The sequence below is a fragment of the Azospirillum sp. genome, assembly GCF_035628975.1.
Taxonomy (GTDB): Bacteria; Pseudomonadota; Alphaproteobacteria; order Azospirillales; family Azospirillaceae; genus Azospirillum.
On sequence record NZ_DASPIS010000060.1, the window covers coordinates 1 to 25,536 of the forward strand.

Annotated in this window: 18 protein-coding genes; 9 read left to right on the forward strand and 9 right to left on the reverse strand. The window is 68.0% G+C overall.

What is annotated here, in order from left to right:
• The first annotated feature begins 129 nt into the window (after positions 1 to 129).
• Genes bcsA through bcsN form a run of 5 tightly spaced genes read left to right on the forward strand, consistent with a single transcriptional unit; the run spans position 130 to position 8,518 of the window.
• A complete protein-coding gene (gene bcsA / locus VD964_RS13880) occupies positions 130 to 2,415 on the forward strand; it encodes a UDP-forming cellulose synthase catalytic subunit (RefSeq protein WP_324869161.1) in 2,286 nt (761 codons plus the stop codon).
• A 14-nt stretch (positions 2,416 to 2,429) separates the two neighbouring features.
• Positions 2,430 to 4,940, forward strand: coding sequence for a cellulose biosynthesis cyclic di-GMP-binding regulatory protein BcsB (locus VD964_RS13885; RefSeq protein WP_324869162.1), 2,511 nt, complete (start codon positions 2,430 to 2,432; stop codon positions 4,938 to 4,940).
• On the forward strand, positions 4,937 to 6,007 hold the full coding sequence (locus tag VD964_RS13890) for a glycosyl hydrolase family 8 (protein ID WP_324869163.1): 1,071 nt from the start codon (positions 4,937 to 4,939) through the stop codon (positions 6,005 to 6,007). Before VD964_RS13885 ends, VD964_RS13890 begins: the two co-directional genes overlap by 4 nt.
• Positions 6,004 to 7,827 carry a hypothetical protein gene (locus VD964_RS13895; protein WP_324869164.1) on the forward strand — a complete coding sequence of 608 codons (1,824 nt, stop codon included), beginning with the start codon at positions 6,004 to 6,006 and terminating at the stop codon, positions 7,825 to 7,827. The genes VD964_RS13890 and VD964_RS13895 overlap by 4 nt, the downstream gene beginning before the upstream one ends.
• 10 nt (positions 7,828 to 7,837) lie before the next feature.
• The gene (bcsN, locus tag VD964_RS13900) at positions 7,838 to 8,518 is read left to right on the forward strand and encodes a cellulose biosynthesis protein BcsN (RefSeq protein WP_324869165.1); all 681 of its coding nucleotides are present in this window, start codon (positions 7,838 to 7,840) and stop codon (positions 8,516 to 8,518) included.
• A gap of 7 nt (positions 8,519 to 8,525) precedes the next feature.
• On the opposite strand, the gene VD964_RS13905 is transcribed toward bcsN, so the two are convergent.
• Positions 8,526 to 12,053: an indolepyruvate ferredoxin oxidoreductase family protein gene (locus VD964_RS13905; RefSeq protein ID WP_324869166.1), complete on the reverse strand. Its 3,528-nt coding sequence runs from the start codon at positions 12,051 to 12,053 to the stop codon at positions 8,526 to 8,528.
• A gap of 515 nt (positions 12,054 to 12,568) precedes the next feature.
• Here VD964_RS13905 and VD964_RS13910 point away from each other — a divergent pair.
• From VD964_RS13910 to VD964_RS13920, 3 genes are all read left to right on the forward strand, one after another.
• The gene (locus VD964_RS13910) at positions 12,569 to 13,081 is read left to right on the forward strand and encodes a hypothetical protein (RefSeq protein WP_324869167.1); all 513 of its coding nucleotides are present in this window, start codon (positions 12,569 to 12,571) and stop codon (positions 13,079 to 13,081) included.
• On the forward strand, positions 13,082 to 13,960 hold the full coding sequence (locus VD964_RS13915; RefSeq protein WP_324869168.1) for a hypothetical protein: 879 nt from the start codon (positions 13,082 to 13,084) through the stop codon (positions 13,958 to 13,960).
• A 330-nt stretch (positions 13,961 to 14,290) separates the two neighbouring features.
• Positions 14,291 to 15,049 carry a hypothetical protein gene (locus tag VD964_RS13920; RefSeq protein ID WP_324869169.1) on the forward strand — a complete coding sequence of 253 codons (759 nt, stop codon included), beginning with the start codon at positions 14,291 to 14,293 and terminating at the stop codon, positions 15,047 to 15,049.
• Here the strand turns inward: VD964_RS13920 and VD964_RS13925 are convergent.
• Positions 14,982 to 16,310: a GH1 family beta-glucosidase gene (locus VD964_RS13925; RefSeq protein ID WP_324869170.1), complete on the reverse strand. Its 1,329-nt coding sequence runs from the start codon at positions 16,308 to 16,310 to the stop codon at positions 14,982 to 14,984. The two genes, VD964_RS13920 and VD964_RS13925, sit on opposite strands and share 68 nt — an antisense overlap.
• A 200-nt stretch (positions 16,311 to 16,510) precedes the next feature.
• On the opposite strand from VD964_RS13925, the gene VD964_RS13930 reads away from it, so the two are divergent.
• On the forward strand, positions 16,511 to 17,536 hold the full coding sequence (locus tag VD964_RS13930; RefSeq protein WP_324869171.1) for a hypothetical protein: 1,026 nt from the start codon (positions 16,511 to 16,513) through the stop codon (positions 17,534 to 17,536).
• Positions 17,537 to 17,542: 6 nt separating this feature from the next.
• Here the strand turns inward: VD964_RS13930 and VD964_RS13935 are convergent, their stop codons facing one another.
• The 7 genes from VD964_RS13935 to VD964_RS13965 all read right to left on the reverse strand — a co-directional run bounded on the left by VD964_RS13935 (position 17,543) and on the right by VD964_RS13965 (position 25,463).
• Entirely contained in the window at positions 17,543 to 18,451 is a 909-nt protein-coding gene (locus tag VD964_RS13935; RefSeq protein ID WP_324869172.1) for a DMT family transporter, read from the reverse strand.
• Positions 18,451 to 19,500: a histone deacetylase family protein gene (locus VD964_RS13940; RefSeq protein ID WP_324869173.1), complete on the reverse strand. Its 1,050-nt coding sequence runs from the start codon at positions 19,498 to 19,500 to the stop codon at positions 18,451 to 18,453. Before VD964_RS13940 ends, VD964_RS13935 begins: the two co-directional genes overlap by 1 nt.
• Positions 19,501 to 19,525: 25 nt before the next feature.
• On the reverse strand, positions 19,526 to 20,767 hold the full coding sequence (locus VD964_RS13945) for a Zn-dependent hydrolase (RefSeq protein WP_324869174.1): 1,242 nt from the start codon (positions 20,765 to 20,767) through the stop codon (positions 19,526 to 19,528).
• Between the two features lie 193 nt (positions 20,768 to 20,960).
• Positions 20,961 to 21,944, reverse strand: coding sequence for a 2-dehydropantoate 2-reductase (locus VD964_RS13950; protein WP_324869175.1), 984 nt, complete (start codon positions 21,942 to 21,944; stop codon positions 20,961 to 20,963).
• Positions 21,945 to 23,639 (reverse strand): ABC transporter ATP-binding protein, encoded by a 1,695-nt coding sequence (locus tag VD964_RS13955; RefSeq protein WP_324869176.1) that lies wholly within the window; start codon positions 23,637 to 23,639, stop codon positions 21,945 to 21,947. It lies immediately after the preceding gene.
• 4 nt (positions 23,640 to 23,643) lie between these two features.
• A complete protein-coding gene (locus VD964_RS13960; RefSeq protein WP_324869177.1) occupies positions 23,644 to 24,486 on the reverse strand; it encodes an ABC transporter permease in 843 nt (280 codons plus the stop codon).
• On the reverse strand, positions 24,483 to 25,463 hold the full coding sequence (locus VD964_RS13965; RefSeq protein WP_324869178.1) for an ABC transporter permease: 981 nt from the start codon (positions 25,461 to 25,463) through the stop codon (positions 24,483 to 24,485). The genes VD964_RS13960 and VD964_RS13965 overlap by 4 nt, the downstream gene beginning before the upstream one ends.
• Positions 25,464 to 25,536: the final 73 nt, after the last annotated feature.

Genomic DNA, 25,536 nt, shown 5'->3' on the forward strand with positions numbered 1-25,536 from the left:
CCGAATGCAACGCCATGGAATCGATCGCATTTTCGCAATGTTTATCAAGAGGGAGTAACGATTTGTAACGAAGCTTGAGCCATAAGGGGACGCCCACTATGGTGGGATGGCCTCATTCCGCGGATCTGCATGACACCTTCCCCGGGCGCCAAGACCGTTGTTCGACCCCTGAACAATAAGGCGCAGCAAACCAAAAGACAGCCGAACCAGAACAGCCGCCGGTTTTCGCTGCGTTCCGTTCTGCTTTGGATTCTTTTGTTGCTGTCGGCCGGTTTGTTTCTTGCGCTCGCCGCGTTGCCCGTCGGAAGATTTGCCAGCGCCGCGATTTCGGTCGGCGTCGTGGCGGCGGCCTTCGTGCTGGGGCGCTTCGCCCGGCGCTTCTGGCATGCCCGCACGCTGACCGTCCTGCTGCTGGCCTTCGTCACCTTCCGCTATTTCTTCTGGCGGCTGACCGGCACGCTGCCGCCGGTGGACGATCTGGTGAACTTCGTTCCCGGCGTCACCCTGTTCGCGGCCGAAGCGCTGTCCTTCGTGCTGTTCCTGACCTCGCTGTTCGTCATCATCGATCCCGTCGCCCGCGAACCGTCGGAGCCGACGGGCGATCCCGCCTTCTGGCCCAGCGTCGACGTCTACATCCCCTCCTACAACGAGGAGCCGGAACTGCTGGAGACGACGCTGGCCGCCGCGGTCTGCATCGACTATCCGCGCGACAAGCTGCGCGTCTATCTGCTGGACGACGGCGGCACCGACCAGAAGCTGGCCCATGCCAACCCGGAGCAGGCCGCCGCCGCTTCGGCCCGGCGCGAGACGCTGACGGCGCTGTGCGAACGGCTGCAGGTCACCTACATGACCCGGCCGCGCAACGAGCATGCGAAGGCCGGCAACATCAACCACGCCTTCCAGAAGACGTCGGGCGACCTGGTGCTGATCCTCGACGCCGACCATGTGCCGACGGTGGGCATCCTCAAGGCGACGGTGGGTTTTTTCCAGCAGGACCCCGGCCTGTTCCTGGTCCAGACCCCGCATTTCTTCGTCAATCCCGACCCGGTCGAATACAACCTCGGCACCTTCGAACGGATGCCGAGCGAGAACGAGATGTTCTACTACTCGATCCAGCCGGGGCTGGACCGCTGGAACGGCTCCTTCTTCTGCGGGTCCGCCGCCATCCTGCGCCGCGCGGCGCTGGAGGAGGTCGGCGGCTTCAGCGGCGACACGGTGACGGAGGATTGCGAAACCGCGCTGGAGCTGCATTCGCGCGGCTGGCGCAGCGTCTACCTGCCGCGCCCGCTGATCGCCGGGCTGCAGCCGGAAACCTTCGACAGCTTCATCGCCCAGCGTTCGCGCTGGACCCAGGGCATGATCCAGCTGTTCCTGTTGAAGAACCCGCTGTTCAAGCGCGGCCTGACCATCGCGCAGCGGCTCTGCTACACCAGCACGATGCTGTACTGGTTCTTTTGGTTCTGGCGGCCGATCTTCCTGCTGTCGCCGCTGTGCTACGCCCTGTTCGGGCTGGAGATCTACCGCATCAACCTGCCGGACTTCGCCTGCTTCGTCATCCCGCACGTCTTCGCCGCCGCCTTCCTGTCGCAGTTCCTGCACGGGCGGATGCGCTGGCCGCTGTTCTCGGAATTGTACGAGTATCTGCAGTCCTTCCACGTCTCCCGCGCGGCGCTGGCCACCATGATCCGGCCGCGCGACCCGGTCTTCAAGGTCACCGCCAAGGGCCAGTCGGTGGACGAGGACGGCTTCTCCCCGCTGGCCACGCCCTTCATCGTCACCACCCTGCTGCTGGCGGCCGGGCTGGCGGCTTGCGCCTGGCGCTATTCCATCTTCCCGGAACACCGCGCCGCCATCGTTCCGGTGGCGGTCTGGTGTTCGCTCAGCTTCCTGCTGGCTCTCGGCGGTCTCGCCGTCGTCTATGAACGCAAGCGCGTCCGCCGCCAGGAACGCTTCACCGTCGACCGCCCGGCCGTGCTGAATCTCGCGGATGGGACCAGCATCGACCTGACCGTCGCCGACGTGTCGGCCGGCGGCGTAGGCCTGCTGGTCGATCCGAAATGGCGCGAGGACATCTCCCGGCCGGACCAGACCCCGGTCCTCACCATCACCGCGACGGAGACGGAGGCGGCGACCACCACCGGCGTGCGCATCTCCCGCATCGAAATGCGCAGCGGCGAACTGGCGGTCGGCGCCGGTTTCGCCCCGCGCGACCGCCAGGACATCGTGGAGATGGCGCGTTTCGTCTTCGGCAACAGCGTCGGCTGGGACGTCTTCCTCGACCGCAAGCGCGTGGCCGCCCCGACCTTCTTCGGCGGGCTGCTGTTCTTCGCCACGCGGGTGGTGCCGCGGCTGGGGCATGTCCTGCTGGCATTGCCGCGCGCCTTGCGGCGCATACTGAGCTTCCAGGCTCCGTGACGGCCATGGCGGGCATGCGACATCATACCGGCGTCGGCCGGTCCGGCTGGTTCCTGCTGGCTCTGCTGTCCCTGTGGATCGGCTTTGCGGCGCCCTTGCTGGCGGCCGACAAGCGGGTGATCCCGTTGTCGAACCTGCGCGACGGCCAGCCGGAGGTCACCTTGCATGGCGAGACGGAGACGGTGGCCCTGCGCGCCGTCCTGCCGCCCGTGGTCGGCCTGTCCTCCGTCGTGCTGGCGCTGACCTACGAGAACGGCATCGACATCCTGCCCGAAAAGGGATCGATGTCGGTCTACATCAACGGCTCCCCGGTGGCCGACCTGCCGCTGTCCGCCTTCAAGGGTCCGGTCAACGCCTCGATCACCCTGCCGGCCAGCCTGATGCGGCCGGGCGAGAATCAGATCGTCTTCCAGACCAACGCGCAGCACCGCGCCATCTGCACGGTCCGCGGCACCTACGATTTGTGGGCGCGGGTGAATCTCGCTGCCTCGTCGTTGACGCTGGTGTCGGACGGCGGCGTTCCCCAGCCCGACCTCGCCATGATGCGGCAACTGCTGGTCGCCGCCGACCGCGCGCGCGAACCGCTGGCCATCCTCCATCCCGGCAGCGAGATCGATGCCGATCATCTCGGCTGGGGCGCGATGGCGGCGCAGTCCTACGGCCTGCTGCTGGGCGACCAGACCCCGCAGGTGACGGCGGTGCCGGCCCAACCGCCCGCCAAGCCCGCCGCCAAGCCTGGAGCCTCCGGCGCGCCGTCGCTCGAAACCCTTCCGCTGCCGGGCGGCAAGAACGTGCTGATCGGCACCCGCGACCGCATCGCCCCGCTGCTGGGCGAGGCGCGTGCCGCCGCCATCACCGGCCCCTTCCTGGCGGTCTATCCGCTCCCCGCTTCCGGCGGCGGGGCTTTCGTCGCCGTCGCCTCCGGCCGCACGCAGCAGGAGGTCGATCTGGCGGTGATGCGGCTGGCCGACGTTTCCCGGCCGCTGCCGACCCAATCCGCCATGATCGTCACCGACGCGGGCCCGCCGGCACCCCTGCCGCATCCGCCGGTACAGGCGGAGGGACGCTACCGCCTGTCGGAGCTGGGCTTCCAGACCGTCCAGCACAGCGGCTACCGTTATGCCGGCCGCTTCACCCTGACGCTGCCCACCGGCTTCGCCCCGGTCAGCGACCGCTCCATCCTGTTCCACGTCAACGCCGCGTTCGAGGGCAATCTCGGCCCCGGCGCCGTGCTGAACGTCCGGGTGAACGGCAAGTCGGCGGGCGCCATCGAGGTCGACAAGCGGTCCAGCGGCGTGATCGACAATGGCGAGATGCCGCTGCCGATGGCGATGTTCCGCCCCGGCCCCAACGTGATCGAGGTCGAGGCCGAACTGCCGCCGGCCGGCGGCACCGACTGCGTCTTCGCGGTGCGGCGCCCGACCTTCACCCTGCTCGACAGCTCCAGCATCGAAATCCCCGGCTTCGCCCGGCTCGTCACGCTGCCCAGCCTGGGCGGCTTCGCCAACACCGCCTATCCCTATGGCGGGCTTGCCGGCGGGGAGCCGGCGGCCCCCTTCGACCTCGTGGTCGTCGGACGCGAGCCCGCCTGGTTCGGCGCGGCCTGGAGCCTGACCGCCCGGCTGGCGCAGCGGGCGGGCGACCTGATGGCGGTGGTGCCCTACACCGGCTGGGACGGCGCGCCGGACGACAACGCGCTGATCGTCGGCCCGGTCGCGGCCCTGCCGCAGGCCGTCTTCGCCTCCGCCCCCCTTCCCGCCGACCGTCTCGCCGGCCTGCTGGAGGCCGGGGCCCTGATCGCCCAGGCCAGCGCTCGGGGGGAGCCGATGGCGGCGGCCGACCGCCGCGCTCTGGTGGACCGGCTGCGGCTGGGTTGGTCGGGCAGCGCCGCCCGTCCGGGCATAGCGCGGCCCGGTGCCGTGCCGTCGCCGCTGGGCTTCGCCGGGACGGCGCAGGCCGCCGACGGCGGCACCCAGAACCGCTGGCAGAGGATGGCCGGCGAGGTCAAGGACGCCTCGTCCGCCTCCGGCGGCTGGGTTCCCGACTGGGCGCGGCGCGTCATGGCCGCCGCGGCCCGCTACGTCAACCACTGGACGGTGGAGGATGCGCCGGTCGACGTCGTCGCCCTGACCGAGAATGCCGATCAGCTGCCGGAGGCCGCCCTGCTGCAATACCGGGCGCCCGGCACCGATCCGCTGACCTGGACCCTGCTGACCGCGTCGGACCCCCGCTCCATCGACCGTGCCATGCGCAGCCTGGGGGAGGCCGGCCTATGGGACAAGCTGCGCGGCGGCGGGGCGCTGTGGAGCAGTGCGGCGCCGGCTGTCACCACGCTGGAGGCGTCGCGCCCCTACCAGATCATTCTCAATCCCTTTGACATCGGCAACCTGATCCTGATCCTGGCCCGCAACCTGTCGCAGCGGATCGAGCTTCTGTTCGCCCTGCTGCTGGGGACGGCGGTGGTGCTGACGGTCAGCATGCGTCTTCTGCTGAAGCATGGACATCAGGAACGGAGCGGGCCATGACCCCATCGCGGCGTGACGTGCTGATCGGGACGGCATCCCTGGGATTGGCGGCGGCAGGTCTGGCGGCCTTGCCTTCCGCCGCCTTTGCCGCGCCCTTCGACGCGGCGGCATGGCGGCGCTATGCCGACCGTTTCCTGCAGCCGGACGGGCGGATCGTCGACACCGGCAACAAAGGCGTCAGCCATTCCGAAGGGCAGGGCTACGGCATGCTGCTGGCCGTGGCGGCGGGCGACCGCGCCGCCTTCGACCGGATGTGGGGCTGGACCCAGCGCACGCTGATGGTGCGCGGCGACGGGCTGGTCGCGTGGCGCTGGACGCCGGACGGCGGCGTCACCGACCGCAACAACGCGTCGGACGGCGACATGCTGATCGCCTGGGCGCTGCTGCGCGCCGCCGAGCTGTGGAAGACCGAGGCCTACCGCACCGCCGCCGTCGCCATCGTCAAGGCGCTGGAATCCGGGCTGCTGGTGGAGCATGCCGGGCTGACCGTCCTGCTGCCGGGACGCGACGGCTTCCGCAAGGGCGACACGCTGGTCCTCAACCCCAGCTACTGGATCTTCCCGGCCATCCGCGCCTTCGCCGCCCTGCCCGGGGGGGAACGCTGGGGCAAGCTGACCGACGCCGGTCTGGTCCTGCTGTCGAAGGCGCGCTTCGGCGGGTTCCAGCTGCCGCCGGACTGGATGGCGCTGGACGCCGCCGGCATGGTCACCGTCGCCGACGGCTTCAAGAAGCAGTATGGCTACGACGCCGTGCGCGTGCCGCTCTATCTGGCCTGGGACGGCTACCGCGATCCCTATTATTTCCGCCCCTATGCCGATCTGGTGGCGAAGTTCGGCGGATCGACGGTCCCCGCCACCGTCTCGCTGCCGGGCGGCACCACCACGCAGGTGGCGGCCTCCGTCGGCATGCTCGCGGTCTACCGGCTGGCCTGCCGCCTTGCCGGCGCTGGGGCAGGAGCCGGCGAAATGGTGACCGTGCCGCCGCTGGCGCCCGACGAAGACTATTACTCCACCACCCTGTTCCACCTCTCCGCGCTGGCGGCCCAGAGCCTGGGGATCGACCCGTGACCCGTCCCGTCCTTCTTTCGACCCTTCTTCTTGCCGGCATCGCCGTGCTCGGCGGCGGGAGCGGTGCCTGGGCGCAGTCGCATGGCGGCGGCCGCGCGCTCGCCCCCGGCGTGAAGGTGGAGGTGGCGCCGGCCCCCGGCAGCGGCTCCGCCCCCGCCGCCGGCAAGGTGGACGAGACGGCGCTGCGCTATTACGCCCGCATCGGCGACGGCGAAAGGCTGGAGGCGGAGATCGCCCGCCTGCGCGCCCTCGATCCGACCTGGGAACCGCCCAAGGACCTGTTCGCACCGCAGGCGACCACCCCCGGCGTCGACGAGACCCCGTTCTGGAATCTGGTATCGGCCGGCAAGGTGGCGGAGGCGCGCGCCGCCATCGCCGAGCAGCGGCGCAAGTCGCCCTCCTGGCAGCCGTCGGACAAGCTCCTGCAGGAACTCGACCTCGCCGAGAGCGCCGGGCGCATCCGCTCCGCCAGCGACACCAAGCGCTGGCAGGAGGTGGTGGACGCCGCCGCCGCCAATCCGGAGGCGGTGGCCTGCAACCGGCTGGACAATGCGTGGCGCCTCGCCGAGGCCTATGCCGAGCTGAAACAGACCGACCGCGCCTTCGAGACCTACAAGACCATCGTCACCAGCTGCCCCAAGGCCAAGGAGCGGCGCGACACCATCTTCAAGGCGTCGCGCTACCTCAGCCCCGACCGGCTTCGCGAGCTGACGGCGCTCGGCGCCACCGCCAACCCGGCGACCGGGGAGGATTATTCCACCGTCCGTGCCGCCGAGGCGGAACTGGAGACCGGCCGCCTGCTGGAGCGCCTGGGCAACGCCAAGGCCGGTGCCCTTTCCGCCGCCGACCTGTCGCGCGTCCAGGGCATCATCCGCGACAAGCAGGACGCCGACGGCGCCATCGCGCTCGGCTGGTACTTCCAGAAGCAGAAGAACTTTGCCGAGGCGCAGGGCTGGTTCTCCCAGGCCAATGGCTGGGCGCCGTCCGACCGCGCGGCGGAGGGGCTGGTGCTGGCCTACAACGGCCTGGGCGAGAAGGCGCAGGCCCGCGCCGCCGCCGCGCCGTGGAAGGGCAAGTCGAACCGCATCGATCAGGCCCTCAAGGCGGTGGATCCGCCGCGCGGACCCGCCGGCGGCGGGCGCGGCGGTCCGCAGGGGCCGAGCGAGCTGGACCGGGCGCTGGCCCGCCAGGACTACGCCGCCTGCATCGCCATCATCCGCGCCTCCATCGCCAAGAGCGGCCCGACCGCCGCGCTGCTGCAGCAGCGCGGCTGGTGCCTGCTGGAGCTGAAACGTCCGTCGGAGGCCGAAGCCGCCTTCGCCGAGGCGCAGGTGCTGGCCGCGCGCGAGCCGGCAAAAGGCGTCGCGTCGGCTGGCGGTGCGTCGGCCGGTGCCGCATCCCCGCGCACCCCGTCGGCCGGCAGCCTGCCGCAGACGGCGACCCTGGCGCAGGAGAACGCCTACGGGCAGGCCATCGCGCGTCTGGCGACCGGCGATGTCGCCGGGCTGACCCGCGACCTGCCGCGCGCCAACATGACGGCGGCGCAGAAGGCGGAAATCCGCGCCTCGCTGATGGCGACGGAAGCCAACCGGGCGCTGGAGGACAAGCGCTACAACGACGTGCTGCGCCTGCTCGACGCCCGCAAGCAGCTGGAGCCGGAACCGCGCAATCTCGGCATCCTGCGCGGCTGGGCGCTCTACAACCTGATGCGCTACGACGAGGCCTATGACCAGTTCAAGGCCATCGACGACCGGCTGAGCACCGAGGAATCGCGCGAAGGCGTCACCATCACCTGGAAGACGATCTATCATGACTGGTAAAGGAGCCCCGATGCCCGAGACTCCGAAATCCGGTACGGCCCGCACCGTCCTGCTGGCGGCGCTGGCCGCCGTCACCCTGCTGACTTCGGGCTGCGCCGGCTGGGTGCGCGACAACCTGACCCAGGCGCCCACGCCCTGGCGCCGCATTCAGCCGACGGCACTGCCGGTGACGCTGCCGGACAGCCGCGACTTCCCCATCGTCGCCGCCCGCATGCGGGACACCGGCGCCGTCTACAAGAGCTACGTCGTGGCGCTGGGCAACCCCACCGTGCTGCCGGGCGAAAACCGCCTGACCGTGGATGTGCAGACCCTGCCCGACAGCCTGTTCGGCGCCCTGGTCCAGCCGCCGCGCGTCTTCCCGGTCCCGCTCTACACCATGGAGACGCTGACCGAGACGACGAAGCGCGAATTCCCGGACATGCGCATCAAGGTCGCCGACGGCGCCCGCCGCAACCGTTACGGCGACTACGACTACGTGACCGCCCAGGACGGCGAGAACAGCTGCGTGCTGGCGTGGCAGCTGATCACCGACCACAAGCGCACGCTGCCGGAACGGATCGAGGCGATCCGGCTCGACTACCGGGTCTGCGGCGTCGGCTCCAACATCCGCGCCCTGCTGGCGCCGTTCGAGGCGATGACGCTGACCCTGCCGGAAACCGTGCTGGAATCCCTCGACCTGGGCGGCCTGTAGGAGAGGATCACGCCGCCCGCGCTTGGCCCCGCCGCAGCCGCTCCTCCAGCGCCCGCCAGCGCGGCTCGACCGCCTCCCACGCGCGCTGCTTGACCGGCCCGAAGCCGCGGATCTCCTGCGGCAGGGCGGCCAGTTCCACCGCGGTGGCGAGCCTGTCCGCCGACAGCCGCTCCGCGATCTCCGCCACGGTGGCCTCATAGCGGGCGATCAGCGCGCGCTCCATCTTCCGCTCCGCCGTGTAGCCGAACGGGTCGAGCGCCGTGCCGCGCAGCCGTTTGCAAGCCGCCAGCCCGCGGAACACCGGCAGGATCCAGGCGCCCAGCGCCATCTTGCGCGGCTCGCCATAGCCGTTGGTGTCGCGCGACAGCAGGGGAGGGGCGAGGTGGAAGACCGGCTTCCAATCCCCCTCGAACCGCTCGTCCAGGCTTTTGCGGAACGCCGGATCGCTGTGCAGCCGGGCGACCTCGTACTCGTCCTTGTAGGCCATCAGCTTGAAGGCGCTGCGCGCCACCGCCTCCGTCAGCGCGGTCGAACCGGGCGCCGCGCGGTCCTCCGCCTGCCGCGCCCGCTCCACCAGCGCGCGGTAGCGCCCGGCATAGGCGCGGTCCTGATACTCCGCCAGGAACGCCGCCCGCCGCTCCACGATGGCGGCGAGATCGCCGGCCGGCGCCTCCTCCTCCGCCCCCAGCCCCGCCAGAACCTCCGGCCGGTGCGCGGCGAGGCGGCCGAAGGCGAAGGCGCGCAGGTTGGCGGCGACGCCGGTGCCGTTCAGCTTGATGGCGCGGGTCAGCGCTTCCAGCCCGACCGGCAGCAGCCCCTTCTGGAAGGCGACGCCCATCAGGAAGACGTTGGCGAGGATGCTGTCGCCGAACAGCGCGGTGACCACCCGGTTGGCGTCCACCACCTCGACCTGCTCGGCCCCCGCCGCCCGGCGCAGGGCGCGCAGCAGCGCCCCGGCATCCGGCAGCTTGGCGCCGTCGCGGGTGAAGGCCCCGGTCGGCGCCACATGGGCGTTGGCCACCACCCGCGTCCGCCCCAGCCGCACCGTCTTCAGCGCGTCGGGCGAGGCCGCGACCACCGTGTCGCAGGCCAGCACCAGCTGCGCCCGCTTCGGGTCGATCCGCGCCTGATGGAGCAGCGCCGCATCCCCCGCCACCCGCAGATAGCTGTAGACCGCACCGCCCTTCTGCGCGAAGCCCATGAAGTCCAGCACCGAGGACGCCTTGCCCTCCAGATGCGCCGCCATCGCCAGCACCGCGCCGATGGTGACGACGCCGGTCCCGCCGACCCCGACGATCAGGATCTCCGCCAACTCTTCCCCCGCGCCATACCGCGGCAGCGGCAGCGCCGCCAGATCGTCGGCGAAGCGCGCGGCGACCCGGTCCGGCTCCGGCTTGCGCAAACTGCCGCCCACCACCGACACGAAGCTGGGGCAGAAGCCGTCGGCGCAGGAATAATCCTTGTTGCAGCTGGACTGGTCGATCTGCCGCTTCACCCCGAATTCGGTCTGTTTCGGCTGCACCGACAGGCAGTTCGACTTCTTGCCGCAATCGCCGCAGCCTTCGCAGACCAGATCGTTGATGACCATCCGCCGCGCCGGGTCGGCCATGGTGCCGCGCTTGCGCCGCCGCCGCTTCTCCGCCGCGCAGATCTGCTCATAGACGATTGCCGTGACGCCGGGACTCTCGCGCATCTCGCGCTGCACGGCGTCGAGGTCCTCGCGGTGATGCACCGTGGTGAAGGGCGCAAGCCCGCTGCGGCTGTCGTACTTCTCCGGCGCGTCGCTGACCACGGCGATGCGGGTGATGCCCTCCGCCGCCAGCTGGCGGGTGATGGCGTCGACGGAGATCGGGCCGTCCACCGGCTGGCCGCCGGTCATGGCGACGGCGTCGTTGAACAGGATCTTGTAGGTGATGTTGATCTTGGCGGCCACCGCCTGCCGGATCGCCAGCAGGCCGGAATGGAAATAGGTGCCCTCGCCCAGATTCTGGAAGATGTGCGGGCGCTTGCTGAACGGCGCCTGCCCGATCCAGCTGACGCCTTCGCCGCCCATCTGGCTGAGGCCCACCGTGTCGCGGTCCATCCACGACGCCATGAAGTGGCAGCCGATGCCGGCCATCGCCTTGCTGCCCTCCGGCACCTTGGTCGAGCTGTTGTGCGGACAGCCGGAGCAGAAATAGGGAGTGCGCGCCAGAGCAGGATTGATTGCAGGGGCGGCGGGAGCCTCCCCCGGCAGCAGCTCCGCCAGCCGTGCCGAAAAGTCCCGTTCCGGAAAGCGGTGGCGGATGCGCTCCACCAGCGCCTTGGCGACGATCCAGGGCCGCAGCTCCCCGGTGGCGGGCAGCAGCGGGGCACCGAACTCGTCGGTCTTGCCGACCACGGCGCGCGGCCGCTCCCCGGCCGGCAGGTGGAACAGCAGGTCCTTCAGCTGCCCCTCGACGACCGGCGCCTTTTCCTCCACCACCAGCACCTCGTCGGCGCCGCGGGCGGCGGCGAGCGCGAAGTCCGGCTCCAGCGGCCAGGACAGGCCGATCTTGTGGACCGACAGCCCGATCCGCTCCGCCTCCGCCGGCCCGATGCCGAGCAGCCGCAGCGCCTCCATCAAATCGAGATGCGCCTTGCCGGTGGTGACGATGCGCAGCCAGCCGCCCCGGCCGGAACTGCCGCCCATCACGGTGCGGTCGATGCGGTTGACGCGGGCGAAGGCCTTCACCGCCGCGAGTTTGGCGGCCAGCCGTTCCTCGATGGCGAGGCTGGGCAGGTCGGGCCAGCGGTAATGCAGCCCCCCCGGCGGCGGATCGAACTCCACCGGCAGGAAGCCGCCCTCCAGCGCCGGAATCCGCACGGTGCCCGAGCTTTCCACCGATTCCGAGATCGCCTTGAACCCGACCCAGGCGCCGGAGAAGCGCGACAGGGCATAGCCGTACAGCCCGAACTCCAGATAGTCGCGGATGCCCGCCGGGTTCAGCACCGGCATCGACCATGCGATCATGGCAAGGTCGCTCTGGTGCGGCATGCTGGACGACACGCAGCCATGGTCGTCACCGGCCACCGCCAGCACCCCGCCGCGCGGCGAGCTGCCATAGGCGTTGGCATGTTTCAGCACGTCGCCGGAGCGGTCCACCCCCGGCCCCTTGCCGTACCACATGCCGAACACGCCATCGACGGTGCCCTCGCCCGAGGATTCGACCTGCTGGGTCCCCATGACGGCGGTGGCGCCCAGATCCTCGTTGACGCCGGGGACGAAGCGGATGGCATGGGCGTCCAGATGCGCGCGCGCCTGCCACAGCGCCTGATCCAGCCCGCCCAGAGGCGACCCGCGATAGCCGCTGACGAAGCCCGCCGTGTTCAGCCCGGCCCGCCGGTCGCTCTCCGCCTGGAGCAGCAGCAGCCGGACCAGCGCCTGCGTCCCCGACAGATAGACCTGCCCCCCGGCGCGGCTGTAGCGGTCGTCCAGGCGATAGCTGCGGTCGATCCGGTCAGGGGTTTGGCCGGGATCGCGCTCCGCCCGCAGGCCCGTCGGCATGCCGTCCATGTCTCGTTCCCTCGATTATCCTTCGTTGGAACGAGTGTGCGCCCTTTGCAGGCAAATGATTTTGCGGGTTGGGCGCGGAACGGGGGCGTTCGGAAAATCCTGTTGCGGATTGTTGGAGTGCGGAGCGAAATTTTTGCGCGGATCAAATTGGATCGAGTGATGGCAGGCTGGGAAGGGGGCTACGGAGGGTTTGGAGCCTCTACGAAGGCATATTGCAGAGTGAGAAAAATAAGAGGTGTCAGTGGCTTACATGGCTGATTTCGCGTTTTCATCAGGGGCTCTGAGAGTGCTCTACCGCTGGCCTTCGTTGTAGCCTCAGATTGTAGCGGCTGTCAGAAATCAAGCTCTTCCGCTTTCCTGCCGCTTGTTTAACACGTATTCGTTGACTTCCGTTAATTACCATGAACAAATCAAGATCCTGCTGCCGGAGACCGTGGGGGTATGGCTTTAGTGAGTTAGCGTCGTTTCAAGGTGAAAGCCTGCTTCCGTGTAATTGATTTGAGAGGATTGCAGCGATGAGGAATTGGCTAAAAACTGTTCTGCTATTCTCTGCCTTTTCTCCGGCTCTACTTACGTTGGCATATGTTAGATACGATGCGGACCCCAATGATAATGTGGCTATCTATTTGGCAATTGTTGGGGCTTGCGGATTTCTCTCCGTTTTTTTTATATTTCGCGCAGTAAATCATTACGGACAAAGAATGAAATTTGTTGCAAAGAAGGTCAAGCCTAACGATCACTTATTGATCGGATTCTTATTTAGCTATTTTATTCCTATAATAGCTAGAGCTGCGCAGCTGGATGCGCCAAAAACGACACTGCTGACCTTGATACTACTTTTCGCACTTTGGATAGTAAGTTCTGTTCCTGCCCATCCGCTCCTAAGTGTTTTGGGATTTCGGTTCTATGAAGTCGAAGCAGATCACGGTTTCGTTTACACAGTAATAAGCAGGCGTGAGTTGACCCATCCAGCGGATATCAAGGCCGTCAGAAAGATTTCTTCGTCAATGCTTCTGGAGGTGGAGTAAATGTTTGATCTCTTCGCTATAACCGATATACCGGGCCTTCCTGTCGTTAGGTTCAATCTATCTAATGATATTCAACAAGAGATAACGGACTTCTTTAAAGATCAAGAAGCCGCGTTCCGACTCAATGGTTCGCATGAAATTCCATTTGACGGCAATTATAAGCCGGATTTGGGTGAAGTCCTCACAATTAGTAATTTCTCTGATAAATATGGTTTTAAAAGCTGTATTGATGATCCCATGAGCGTTAAAGAAATTCCTCCGAATGCTAGCTCTTTTTCTAAAATAAGAGCTATTTTCACCGGATATAAGGAGGATGGATCGCAATATACCGTTCTGTTTCAGCACTTTGATAAACGAAGGATTCTGTCAACGCGTGGATTCTCTCTTTATCATTCTTCCAACACATATAAGAAAGTGGACGGTATTGGGGTCACTATTGATACAAATCTGACTGCAGTGCTAAAGGGATCTACGTTAAAATTCTGTAGCTTCCATACGGTCCGCCAGTTTTTGGATCTTACTGATCACTATAAAGAGGCCACGGAGCAAGACGTTATAGATTTTGCAGCGCTTCCAAACATACACGTACAAGACGTTAATTCACTGGTCGAGATGGCTGATTCTGCGGTGAGAAGGAAGATATTCCTTATCCGCAAGAACAAAATTCTCGACAAATTTCCGGTATCTGTCCTGAAAGCGGCAGCTATAGATCTGCAACTAGATTTTCCGACAACCAATTATAATGGTGCAGAAGTGATATCACTTCCTTCAGATAAGAAAGATTTGAAGAGGGTTCTTAAGTTTCTCGACGAAGATTTCTATATATCGATACTATCGAAAACGCCGCATGAAACGAACTCAAAACGACCTTTGAAGTAATATTGGTGCTTTTATCGGAAAAATCAGGCGCGCGACTGAATGCGCGCCTGATTTTTCTATAGATAATTTGAATAATATGACAAATAATTCGCTAGTGGTTTGATTTGTTGGGGTGGCATAGGTGTCTTCTGATATAAATATCATTGAACAAGGTTAGGGTTGCGCCAAAGTTAATCTATGAATTAGGGTCAAAATCTCTTCCAATTGTCTGCCTAACATCGCTCAGCGTACAAACGATCCCATAGCTAATTGCGATACAAAAAAAGCGTCAAACCAGAAAAAATTCCTATATCCTCCCCCGCTGGTCCCATCCACCCGCGGAGCCCCGCCATGCCGCTCGACAGCCGCACCCTCTCCGACGACCATTTCCCCTGCTGGGCCGAGGAGCCGCCGGTGCCGGCCGGCGGCTCGCTGGTTCCCAGATCGCAGTTCCATGAGGAGCAATGGATCATGGCCGCCGGCATGCTGGCGCGCGGCAGCAGCTTCCTCTACGTCGCCCGTGCCATGGGATGCAGCCGCACCACCCTGTGGCGGGCCTATTACGGATCGCGGGATTTCCGCCATCGCGTCTGGTGGGAACGGCAGGCGTTGAACCGGGAGGCGGACCTGCGCCTGTCCTCGATCCGCACCCTGGTGGCGGAACAGATCGAGCGGCTGGTGTCGATGGGCGATCCGAAGACGGTGCGCTGGTTGGCCGAACGGCTCGGCCTGTTCGCCGGGCTCGACGCCCCGGCCAGACCGGCGGCGCGCGCTCCCCAGCCCGACCGGCCCGCCCCGTCCCCGGAACCGGCGGCAACGCCGGCCCCGCAATCGCCGCCGCAGCCCGAGCCGGCCGCTCCGCCCCCGACGCCCGCCGGCCCCGGCGGCGACCGTCCCCGCCCGCGGCCCGTGGAGCCGGTCGCCGCTGCGCTCCCCGATCCCGCCCCGGCGCCGGTGGACGGATGGAACAGCGCGCGGAATCCGTTCCACACTGTTCCATCCGCCGCCGCCCCGCCGGCCAAGGCGGGCGGCCGGCGCCGCGTCATCCCCCTCGGATCAGGTCGGAATACCAGCGCGCCGAGTCCTTCGGGGTCCGCGCTTGCGTCGTGAAATCGACATGGACGATTCCGAACCGCGTGCCATAGCCGCCGCCCCATTCGAAATTGTCCAGCAGCGACCAGACGAAATAGCCCCGCACGTCGGCTCCCCGCGCCTTCGCTTCCGCCATCGCGGCGATGTAGTCCTGGAGGTAGGCCAGCCGCTCGGCATCCACCACGCGCCCTTCCGCGTCGGGCGCCTCCGCCGCCTTGGTGCCGTATCCGTTCTCCGTCACATAGATCGGCAGGCGGTAGCGGCGGGTCAGGTCGATCAGCGTGTCGCGGAAACAGCCGGGGTCATAGGGCCAGTCGATGGCCGTCCGCTTCATCCCCGCCGGCGGCGAGCCGAATCCGAAGCCCCAGATCAGGCTGTCGTCCTTGCGGCCATAGACCGGGGCGTAATGGTTCAGCCCGAACCAGTCCAGCGGCCGGGCGATGCGCGCCATGTCGCCGGGCTGCACATAGGGCTCGATGGCCTCGGCGATGCGGCGCGGATAGTATGCCTGCAGCTGGGCGTCGGGGAAGGCGCGGTTCCAATGCTCGTCGAACAGGGCGGCGGCCTCGACATCCTCCGGCCGGTCGGTCTCGGGCCGCATCGGCTGGACGCTGTGCACCGCGCCGATGGAGGCACCCGGCACCAGGGCGCGCAGCACGTCCACCCCGGCGCCATGGGCGAGGTTGACGTGATGGATCGTCTTCAGGTGGCTGGCGCGGTCGGCGATGCTCGGCGCCCCCCAGCCGAAGGCCCAGCCGAACAGGGTGAAGACCGAGAACTCGTTGAAGGTGGCCCAGCGCTTCACCCGGTCGCCATAGCGCCGGGCGCAGAGCGCCGCATAATCGGCGAACCAGCCGGCGCCGTCGCGGGTGGTCCAGCCGCCCATGTCCTGCAAGGCCTGCGGCAGGTCCCAATGATACAGGCACAGCCAGGGCTCGATGTTCTTTTCCAACAGCCGGTCGATCAGCCGGTCGTAGAAATCCAGCCCCTTTTCGTTCGGCGCGCCGCGCCCGCGCGGCAGCACCCGCGGCCAAGACACGGAGAAGCGGTAGGCCTGCAGCCCCAGCCCGGCCATCAGCTCCACATCCTCCGGCATCCGGTGGTAATGGTCGCAGGCGACGTCGCCGCTCTCGCCATTGTCGACCCGGCCCTTCAGCTTGCAGAAGCTGTCCCAGATGCTGGGCGCCCGCCCGTCGGCCTCGGCCCCGCCCTCGATCTGATAGGCGGAGGTGGAGGCACCCCACAGGAAGTCTTTGGGAAAAACCGGACGTTCGGCCATGGCGGATCACCCGAAAGATGGATGATCGAATCCTACCCCTTTCCCGTCCGGGTGGAAGGGGCCAATCGTCGCTGCGCCGACCGTCGGGCGGCACCACCTTCCGGCGGATGGTCCGTCACCATATCGCGGTCGACAGGATGGCGCGCCGCTCCTATGGTCTCGCCGACCGGACGAGCGATTCAGAAAGGAACGGGCGCATCATGGCGAAAAAGGACGGGGTCAACGGCAAGGGCGGTCAGTTCAGCGGGACCCCGGCCGACCGGCTGGTCCGGCTGTGGCGCAACAACGACGAGCGTTTCGGCGCCCTGCTGGACGAGGTGCTGGACGCCAACCGCCAGGGTGTGATCGAAGCCGCCCTGGGCAAGCTGCGCGAGGAGGAAGGCTACGACTTCATGGACGAGGTCGAGGCGTTCTCGGAGACCGCGCAGGGCACCGACGAGCAGGGTGATCCGACGCTCTCCACCCTGTTCTGGCTGGTGCTGGAGGTGGACGGCCGGCTGGACGCGCCGCCGCCGGTGGGCGTGATCGAGGAGGCGCTCGATTCGGCCGGCCTGCTGGAAAAGGCCGCCGACATGCGGCTTCTGCCGTTGTGGCTGGATCCGGAGCCGCTGTCCTACCTGGAGGCCGCCGACCGCCGCACCCTGCTGCGCCGCCTGATCTCCTCGCCGGAGGAGGCGGAAACCTTCGCCCGCGAACAGGATCTGCTGGCCCCCGCCGACGACACCGGCACCCGGCTGGTCGGCGTCGTCGGTCTGGTGATCGAGGAGGATGCGGAGTTGGAGGGCGAGGGGATGCCCGATCCGCTGAAGCTCGGATTCGCCGACGACGGGCAGGAGCTGGAGATCGACCCGATCGAGCAGGAGCGCATCCGCCAGTCGATGGCCGCCTTCGCCGAGGCGGTCGCCGCCGCCGATCCGCGGGTGAAGCGTTGCGAGCCGGTCGGCGGGCTGAACGACCTGCTGGACTTCACCGCCGAGGGCGTCTGGCCGGACGACGTCGACACCAACTTCGACGAGGTCAACGACTTCCTCGACATCGCCGGCAACGAGACCGGGGACGGCGTCCTCGACCTGTCGGTCGCCCAGTCGCCGGAAGGGCTGCTGGTGCGCGCCTACAACTCCGACGGCGTCCTGCTGGACGAGCGGAGCTTCGACCTCTCCGGCGCCCGCGCCGACGAGGCGCTGGCCATGATGAAGCGGCGCTGCCGCCGCCTCACCGAGGAGTAAGGCGGCTCAGCGCCGGGCGGGCCTGACGGCCAGCACGCAGGCGACGGCGGCGAGGATCAGCAGCAGCGCCGCCGCCAGCCGCAGCGTCATCGGCTCGCCCAGCAGCAGCACCGCCCCGCCGACCCCGACCACCGGGATCAGCAGGGTGCTGACCGCCGCCTCTCCCACCGTCAGCCGGCGGACGGTGACGTACCACAGCGCCTGCGCCGCGCAGATCGAACAGACGATGTGCCAGGCGAAGCCGACCCACACCGACGGGTGGATTTCGGCGAGGGCCGGCCTCGCCTCCGTCGCCGCCAGCAGGATCATCGGCGGGGCGCACAGCACATACTGCCAGCCGGTGATGACCATCGGATTGCTGCGCCAGACCCGCCGCTTCATCACGATGGTGCCCATCGCCCAGGCCAGCGCCGACACCAGCATCACCGCCGGGCCGGCCAACTGGGACGGTGGCGCCGACAGCGCCTCCGGCCCCAGCAGGACCATCAGCCCGGCCAGCCCGCAGGCCAGCCCGACGACCTGCCGCAGGCCCGGCCGCTCGCCCAGCAACGGGATCGCCAGCAGCGTCGCCCACACCGGCATGGTGAAGGCGATGATCGCCGCCTGCGAGGTCGCCATCAGGCTCTGGCCCAGCGCCGTGCACAGGTTGAAGACCAGCACATTGCACAGCCCCGCCGCCGCCAGCGCCGGCCATTCCGCCCGCTCCACCCGCAGCCGGTGCCCGGCCAGCCGCGCCGCCCCCAGCAGCAGCACCGCCCCGGCGGTGAAGCCGATGGCGCGCAGGCTGAAGATCGGCATCTGCGTCAGGATCGTCTTCACCGCCGGCCAGTTCATGCCCCAGAACAGGCTGATGGCGACGATCAGCAGATACTTCACCGGATCGCGGCCGGCACCGGTGGCGGCGATGGCGGTCATCAGGCCGTCTTGCCTTCGAAGCCATCCAGGAAGCTCGACAGGTTGGCCGACAACGCGTCGATGGCGTATCCGCCCTCCTGCACCAACACCGTCGGCAGGCCGGCGGCGGCGAGCAGCGCGCCCATGCGGGCGAAGCCCGGGGTGGTGACGCCGAAGGCGGCCAGCGGATCGTCGATGAAGGTGTCGAAGCCCAGCGAGACGAACAGCATGTCCGGCCCGAAGCGCCGGATCTCCTCCAGCCCCTTGCCGATCGTCGCCAGCACCGTCGCCTCGTCGCTGCCGATGGGCAGCGGCAGGTTCAGGGTGTAGCCCTCGCCGCGGCCGGTCCCGCGCTCCTGCGCATAGCCCGCCATGTGCGGATAGAACTCCGCCGGGTCGGCATGGACCGAGACGAAGAACACGTCGTCGCGCTCGTAGAAGATGTCCTGCGTGCCGTTGCCGTGATGGACGTCCACGTCGATGATCGCCACCCGCGCCGCCCGGCCCTGGGCACGCAGGATCGGCAGCACCGATTCCGCCGCAACTGCGACATGGTTGAGGTAGCAGAAGCCGCCGGCCATATCGCGGGTGGCATGGTGCCCCGGCGGCCGGCACAGCGCGTAGGCGGAGCGGTCCGCCCCGGTGGCGACCAGCTTGGCCGCATGGATGGCGGCGTTGGTCGCGGCGCAGGTGGCGGTCCAGGTCTCCGCGCCGATGGGGCAGGCGGTGTCGAACATGTGCCAGCCGGCCTGCCCGACGATGCAGGTGGGATAGTTGGGCGCGGCCTGCATCCGGTGGACGTTGGGCAGCACCACGTCGCCCATGTCGCCCTTCGCCACCCAGCGCGCATGGGCGGTCTCCAGAAAGGCGAGATATGCCGGCGTGTGGACGGCGGCACGCGGGGCGGAGCCGTAGTCGTCGGGCCGGATCAGCGTCTCGCCGCGCTTTTCGATCAGCGAGGCCAGCGCACCGACCCGCTCCGGCTTCTCCGGCAGGGCGCGCAGCAGGCCCTTGTTGAAATAGGTGGCGGGGCGGTGAAGGGCGGCGTCGGGGTGATGGACGAACTTCATGGGGACTCCGGGAGGGCTTATGCGCTCAGGGCCTTCCAGCCGTGGCGACCAGCGTTTCGAACAGCACGGCGGCGCCGCGGGCACCGTCGGCGGGGGAGATGTTCTCGACCTCGTTGTGGCTGATGCCGTCCTCGCAGGGGATGAAGATCATCGCCGTCGGGACCTTGCCCGCCACATACACGGCGTCATGGCCGGCGCCCGACACGATGTCGCGGTGGCTGAAGCCGAACCCGGCGGCGGCGTCGCGCACCCGGTCGACCAACGGCTTGGCGAAGGGCGTCGGCGGGAAGTGCCAGAAATCGGCGATCTCGGCGCTCACCCCCTGCTGTCCGGCGATCTCGGCGACGGCGGCGCGGAAGCGGCGGTCCATGTCGGCCAGCGTGTCGGCATTGGGATGGCGCAGGTCGACGGTGAAGAAGACCCGGCCGGGGATGACGTTGCGCGAATGCGGGTGGACGTCGAGGATGCCGACGGTGGCGCAAGGATCGCCCGCCGTCTCCAGCCCGACCCGCTGCACCGCCTGCACCATGGCAGACGCGGCGACCAGCGCGTCGCGGCGCAGGCGCATCGGGGTCGGGCCGGCATGCGCCTCCACCCCCGTCACCGTAACCTCATACCAGCGCTGGCCCTGCGCGCCGGTGACGACGCCGATCTCCTTGCCCTCGACCTCCAGCACCGGCCCCTGTTCGATGTGGGCCTCCAGATAGGCGTGCATCGGATGATCGACCGGAGCCTCGCCGGCATAGCCGGTGCGGACCAGCTCGTCGCCCAGACGGGCACCGTCCTGCGCCACCTTGTCGAGGATCTCCTCCAGCGTGAAGACGCCGGTGACGACGCCCGATCCCATCATCGGCGGCGAGAAGCGCGAGCCTTCCTCGTTGGTCCACACCGCGACCTCGACCGGGTGCAGGGTTTCCACCCCGCGGTCGTTCAGCGAGCGCACCACCTCCAGCGCCGCCAGCACGCCGAACACGCCGTCGAAGCGTCCGCCGGTGGGCTGGGTGTCGAGATGGCTGCCCATCACCACCGGGGGCAGGCTGTCGTCGCGGCCCTTGCGGCGGGCGAAGATGTTGCCGATGCGGTCGATGCCGACGGTGCAGCCGGCGGCTTCGCACCAGGAGACGAACAGGTCGCGTCCGGCCTTGTCCTCGTCCGACAGGGCAAGGCGGCAGCTGCCGCCCTTGGCGGTGGCGCCGATCTTCGCCATTTCGGCGAGGCTGTCCCACAGGCGGTCGGCGTCGATCGGCAGGTTGGAGGGGAGGGGCATGGTGGCTCCGAGTGAGGATATCGGTTTCTTGGGGGGTGGAGGTTGCGATTGCCCCCTCCCTAACCCTCCCCCGCTTCGCGGGAGAGGGAACTCCGCCGCTTCGTGATTAGCTCACGTCGACAAAGGTCCTACCCCCTCTCCCGCGAAGCGGGGGAGGGATGGGGAGGGGGCAAGTGGCTAACGGAAAAGGCACCTAAGCCGCCGCCTCCCGCCGCTCCCGCGCCCTGAGGTCGACCATCGCCGACACCGCGCGCAGCATCGGCACATGCACGCCGGTCCGCTCCGCCAACTCGATGACGGAACCGAGGATCGCCTCCAACTCCAGCCGGCGGCCGGCCTCATAGTCCTGCAGCATCGATGTCTTGAAGTCGCCGACGCCGGCGGCCATGGCGATGCGTTCGTCCACGCTGGTGGTGAAGACCACGCCCAGCTTTTCCGCCACCGCCTTGGCCTCCAGCATCATGGCGCGGCCGGTCTCCCGCGTGCCGGGGTCGTTGCACAGGCGGCCCAGCGTCGATCCGGTCAGCACGCTCAGCGGGTTGAAGGCGAGGTTGCCCCACAGCTTCACCCAGATCGCCTGCCGGATGTCGGCGGTCTTCGCCGGCTGGAAGCCTGCCTGCCCGAACAGCGTCACGATGCGGTCCACCGCCGGGTTGTCGTGGCCAGCCAAATCGCCGAAGACGAAACGCTGGTCGCTGACATGGCGCAGGCGGCACGGGCCGTCGCCCTCCACCGCGACGAAGGTCGTCGCCCCCACCACCCGGTCGGGATCGATGGAGCGCCAGAGCAGCCCGTCGGGATCGACGCTGGCGAGCGGCCGGTCGGCCAGCGGCTTTGGCTGGCGGTGCGGATACCACCAGGGAATGCCATTGATCATCGGAACGATTGCGGTTTCCGGCCCCAGCAGCGGGGTCAGCGTGTCAATGGTCCCGCGCAGGGCATGGGCCTTGACGCATAGGAACACCACGTCCTGTGGCCCCAGCGACAGGCTGTCGTCGGTGACGCGGGGGCTGAGCCGGGAGACGCGGTTCAGTGGCGTCACCATGGTCAGGCCGTTGCGGCGGATGGCGGAGGCCGCGTTCGGCCGGGCGACCAGCGTCACCTCCGCCTCGGTGGCGCCCAGCCGGGCGGTCAGCAGCCCGCCGACCGCCCCGGCCCCGATGATGGCGACCTTCATTCAGTGCGCTCCCGCCCGGACTTGCTGAAGGTCGTCCGGGATGTGCCAGGCCTTGCCGGGAATGGCGTCGAGCAGGCTGCGGGTGTAGGCGTCGCGGGGATTTGTGAACACGTCGCGCGCGGTGCCCAGCTCCACGATCCTGCCGCGGCGCATCACCGCGATGGTGTCGCAGACCTGGGCCGCCACCCGCAGATCGTGGGTGATGAACAGCATGGCGAGGTTCAGCCGCTTGCGGATGTCGTCCAGCAGCTCCAGCACCTGCCCCTGGACCGAGACGTCGAGCGCCGAGACCGGCTCGTCCGCCACAAGCAGCTTCGGTTCCATGGCGAGCGCGCGGGCGATGCCGATGCGCTGGCGCTGGCCGCCGGAGAACTCGTGCGGATAGCGGTCGGCGGCCGACCCGTCGAGGCCGACCATCGCCAGCAGTTCCCGCGCGCGGGCCAGCGCCTTGGAACGGTTCTCGCCGAAGGCCACCGGCCCCTGGGCCACGATGTCGCCGACGCGATGGCGCGGGTTCAGCGAAGCGTAGGGGTCCTGGAACACCATCTGCACCGCCCGGCGATAGGGGCGGAAGCCCTTGCGGTCGAGCGCCAGCAGGTCGGTTCCCTCGAACAGGATGCGCCCCGAATCCGGCTTGATGAGGCCGACGATGGAGCGGCCGAGCGTCGATTTGCCCGACCCGGACTCGCCGACCAGCCCCACCGTCTCGCCGGGATGGATGGTCAGCGACAGGTCGTCGCCGGCCACCACCTCCTTGGATTTCTTGAACAGGCCTCCACCGACATGGAAGACCTTGCGCACCTTGTCGGCAACCAGCAGCGGCGCGCCCGCCTTGGTGTGGTCGTCGCGGTGCTCGATGTAGTGCGGCACCGAGGCGATCAGCTGCCGGGTGTAGGGATGCTGCGGCCGGTTCAGCACGTCGGACGCCGGGCCGTACTCCACCAGCTTGCCGTGGCGCATCACCGCCACCCGGTGGGCGATCTCCGCCACCACGCCGAAGTCGTGGGTGATGAACATCATGCCCATGTGGCGTTCGGCCTGGATCGAACGGATCAGGTCGAGGATCTGCTTCTGGGTGGTGACGTCCAGCGCCGTGGTCGGCTCGTCGGCGATCAGGATGTCGGGCTGGCAGGCGAGCGCCATGGCGATCATCACGCGCTGGCGCTGGCCGCCCGACAGGCGGAAGGGATAGGCTTCGGCCAGTTCGGCCGGGTTGGGCAGCCCGACCTGGGCCAGCAGCTCCACCACGCGGGCGCGGCGGGCGGGGGCGGGCAGGTCGGTGTGCTCGCGCAAGGACTCGCCGATCTGGCGGCCGACCCGCATCAGCGGGTTCAGCGCCGTCATCGGCTCCTGGAACACCATGGCGATGCGGCCGCCGCGCAAAGACCGCTGTTCCGCCTCCGGCATGGTCAGCACGTCCTTGCCCTTGAACAGCAGGCTGCCGCCGGCGACACGGACATGGGGGGCCGGCAGCAGGCCCATCATCGCATGCGCGGTCATCGACTTGCCGGAGCCGGACTCGCCGACCACGCAGAGAATCTCGTCCGGGTTCAGGGTGAAGGTCAGATTGTCCACCGCCAGCGGGCGGTCGGCGCCCGGCGGCAGCGCGATGCTGAGGCCGCGCACATCGAGAAGAGGCGTGGTCGTCATGGCTGCGGTCTCCGTCGGGATGCGGGTCAGTTCGGACAGGCTCATCGGATCACCCGCGCGACCGGGCGAGCTTCGGGTTCAGGGCATCGTTCAGCCCCTCGCCGACGAGGTTCAGCGCCAGCACGGTCAGCACGATGGCGAGACCGGGGAAGACGCTCATCCACCACGCCTGCCGGATCACCGTGCGGGCCGCGCCGATCATGTAGCCCCAGCTCATCGCGTTCGGATCGCCCAAGCCCAGGAAACTCAGCGAGCTTTCCAGCAGGATCGCCGTCGCCACCATCAGCGAGGCGGAGACGATGATCGGCGACAGGCTGTTGGGCAGGATCTGGCGCAGGATGATGCTGGTGTTGCTCTGCCCGGTGGTGATGGCGGCCTGGACGAACTCGCGGGTGCGCAGGCTGAGGAACTCGGCGCGGGCGAGGCGTGCCAGCGGCGGCCAGCTGACGATGGCGATGGCGGCGACGATGGTGGTCAGGCTGGGCGTGAAGATGGCGACCAGCACCACGGCCAGCACGAAGTTCGGGATGGTCTGGAACAGCTCGGTGAAGCGCATGATGGCGTCGTCCACCCGGCCGCCGTGGAAGCCGGCCAGCGCCCCCAGCGTGACGCCGATGGCGAGTGCGGCGGCGGTGGAGGTCAGGCCGATCAGCAGCGACACCCGCGCCCCGTGGGCGATGCCGGCGGCGATGTCGCGGCCGAGCATGTCGGAGCCCAGCAGCGCGTCCTCCGACAGCGGCGGCTGGAACGGGGCGGTCGCCATGTCCCACGGATCGTTGGGGAACAGGATGGAGGCGAAGGCCGCCAGCACGACGATGGCCGCCAGGATGACGAGGCCCAGGACCGCGCCCTTGTTGCGGGCGAAGGCCCGCCAGAATTCGGACTTCATCATTGGGACACCTGGATGCGCGGGTCGACGAGGCCGTAGAGGATGTCGGTCAGGATGTTGAAGAGGATCACCATGATCGACGTGACCAGGAAGATGCCCAGCAGCACCTGATAGTCGCGCTGCAGCACCGCCTCGAAGGCCAGCCGGCCGATGCCGGGCCAGGCGAACACCGTTTCGATCAGGATGGAGCCGCCGACCAACTGCCCGGCCTGGATGCCCGCCACCGTGATGACCGGCAGGATGGCGTTGCGCAGGACATGGCGGGTGACGATGCGGCTCTGCGACAGGCCCTTGGCCTTGGCGGTCTTGATGAAATCGAGGCCGCGCACCTCCAGCATCGAGGCGCGGGTGAGGCGCGCGTAGCTCGCCATGTAGAACAGGGCCAGCGTGATGACCGGCAGGATCAGGTGCTTGCCCACGTCGGCGACATGCGCCAATCCGGTATAGCCCGCCCCGACCGTCTCGTAGCCGAAAGCCGGCAGCCATCCCAGCTGGATCGAGAACAGCAGGCTCAGCATCAGCCCGATCCAGTAGATCGGCGTGGCGTAGGCCAGCAGCGCCACGACGGTGATGGCGCTGTCGGCCCAGGTGCCGACCGTGACGGCGGCCAGCGTGCCCAATGCCACGCCCAGCGCCAGCGCCAGCAGGAAGGCGGTCAGCGTCAGCACCAGGGTGGCCGGCAGCCGTTCCGCCAGGATGTCCCAGACGGGCCGCTGCTGCCGGTAGGAGAAGCCGAGATCGCCCTGCACGACCTTGCCGACATAGGTGCCGAGCTGTTCGAGAATCGGGCGGTCGAGCCCGAACTGCTCGCGCAGCTGCGCCACGAACTTCTCGTCGGCGGCCCCCGCCTCGCCCGCCATCACCATGGCCGGGTCGCCGGGGGCGGCATGGACGAGGAAGAAGTTCATCACCACGATGGCGATCAGGATCACGGCGGCCTTGACCAGGCGGCTCGCGAAGATTTGGGCGAATCCCAGCATGGGCAGATTCCTACTTGCGGAGGGTGCCCCCTCCCTCCCGCTCTGGCGAGCGGGTCCCTCCCTCCCCCGCCCT

What these genes read in the sequence shown, in the direction of transcription:
- bcsN (WP_324869165.1), top strand. Translation starts at nt 7,838, where the DNA reads ATGCCCGAGACTCCGAAATCCGGTACGGCCCGCACCGTCCTGCTGGCG.
- VD964_RS13885 (WP_324869162.1), top strand. Translation starts at nt 2,430, where the DNA reads ATGCGACATCATACCGGCGTCGGCCGGTCCGGCTGGTTCCTGCTGGCT.
- VD964_RS13950 (WP_324869175.1), bottom strand. Translation starts at nt 21,944, where the DNA reads ATGAAGGTCGCCATCATCGGGGCCGGGGCGGTCGGCGGGCTGCTGACC.
- VD964_RS13890 (WP_324869163.1), top strand. Translation starts at nt 4,937, where the DNA reads ATGACCCCATCGCGGCGTGACGTGCTGATCGGGACGGCATCCCTGGGA.
- bcsA (WP_324869161.1), top strand. Translation starts at nt 130, where the DNA reads ATGACACCTTCCCCGGGCGCCAAGACCGTTGTTCGACCCCTGAACAAT.
- VD964_RS13910 (WP_324869167.1), top strand. Translation starts at nt 12,569, where the DNA reads ATGAGGAATTGGCTAAAAACTGTTCTGCTATTCTCTGCCTTTTCTCCG.
- VD964_RS13965 (WP_324869178.1), bottom strand. Translation starts at nt 25,463, where the DNA reads ATGCTGGGATTCGCCCAAATCTTCGCGAGCCGCCTGGTCAAGGCCGCC.
- VD964_RS13905 (WP_324869166.1), bottom strand. Translation starts at nt 12,053, where the DNA reads ATGGACGGCATGCCGACGGGCCTGCGGGCGGAGCGCGATCCCGGCCAA.
- VD964_RS13940 (WP_324869173.1), bottom strand. Translation starts at nt 19,500, where the DNA reads ATGAAGTTCGTCCATCACCCCGACGCCGCCCTTCACCGCCCCGCCACC.
- VD964_RS13925 (WP_324869170.1), bottom strand. Translation starts at nt 16,310, where the DNA reads ATGGCCGAACGTCCGGTTTTTCCCAAAGACTTCCTGTGGGGTGCCTCC.
- VD964_RS13915 (WP_324869168.1), top strand. Translation starts at nt 13,082, where the DNA reads ATGTTTGATCTCTTCGCTATAACCGATATACCGGGCCTTCCTGTCGTT.
- VD964_RS13920 (WP_324869169.1), top strand. Translation starts at nt 14,291, where the DNA reads ATGCCGCTCGACAGCCGCACCCTCTCCGACGACCATTTCCCCTGCTGG.
- VD964_RS13945 (WP_324869174.1), bottom strand. Translation starts at nt 20,767, where the DNA reads ATGCCCCTCCCCTCCAACCTGCCGATCGACGCCGACCGCCTGTGGGAC.
- VD964_RS13955 (WP_324869176.1), bottom strand. Translation starts at nt 23,639, where the DNA reads ATGAGCCTGTCCGAACTGACCCGCATCCCGACGGAGACCGCAGCCATG.
- VD964_RS13960 (WP_324869177.1), bottom strand. Translation starts at nt 24,486, where the DNA reads ATGATGAAGTCCGAATTCTGGCGGGCCTTCGCCCGCAACAAGGGCGCG.
- VD964_RS13935 (WP_324869172.1), bottom strand. Translation starts at nt 18,451, where the DNA reads ATGACCGCCATCGCCGCCACCGGTGCCGGCCGCGATCCGGTGAAGTAT.
- VD964_RS13930 (WP_324869171.1), top strand. Translation starts at nt 16,511, where the DNA reads ATGGCGAAAAAGGACGGGGTCAACGGCAAGGGCGGTCAGTTCAGCGGG.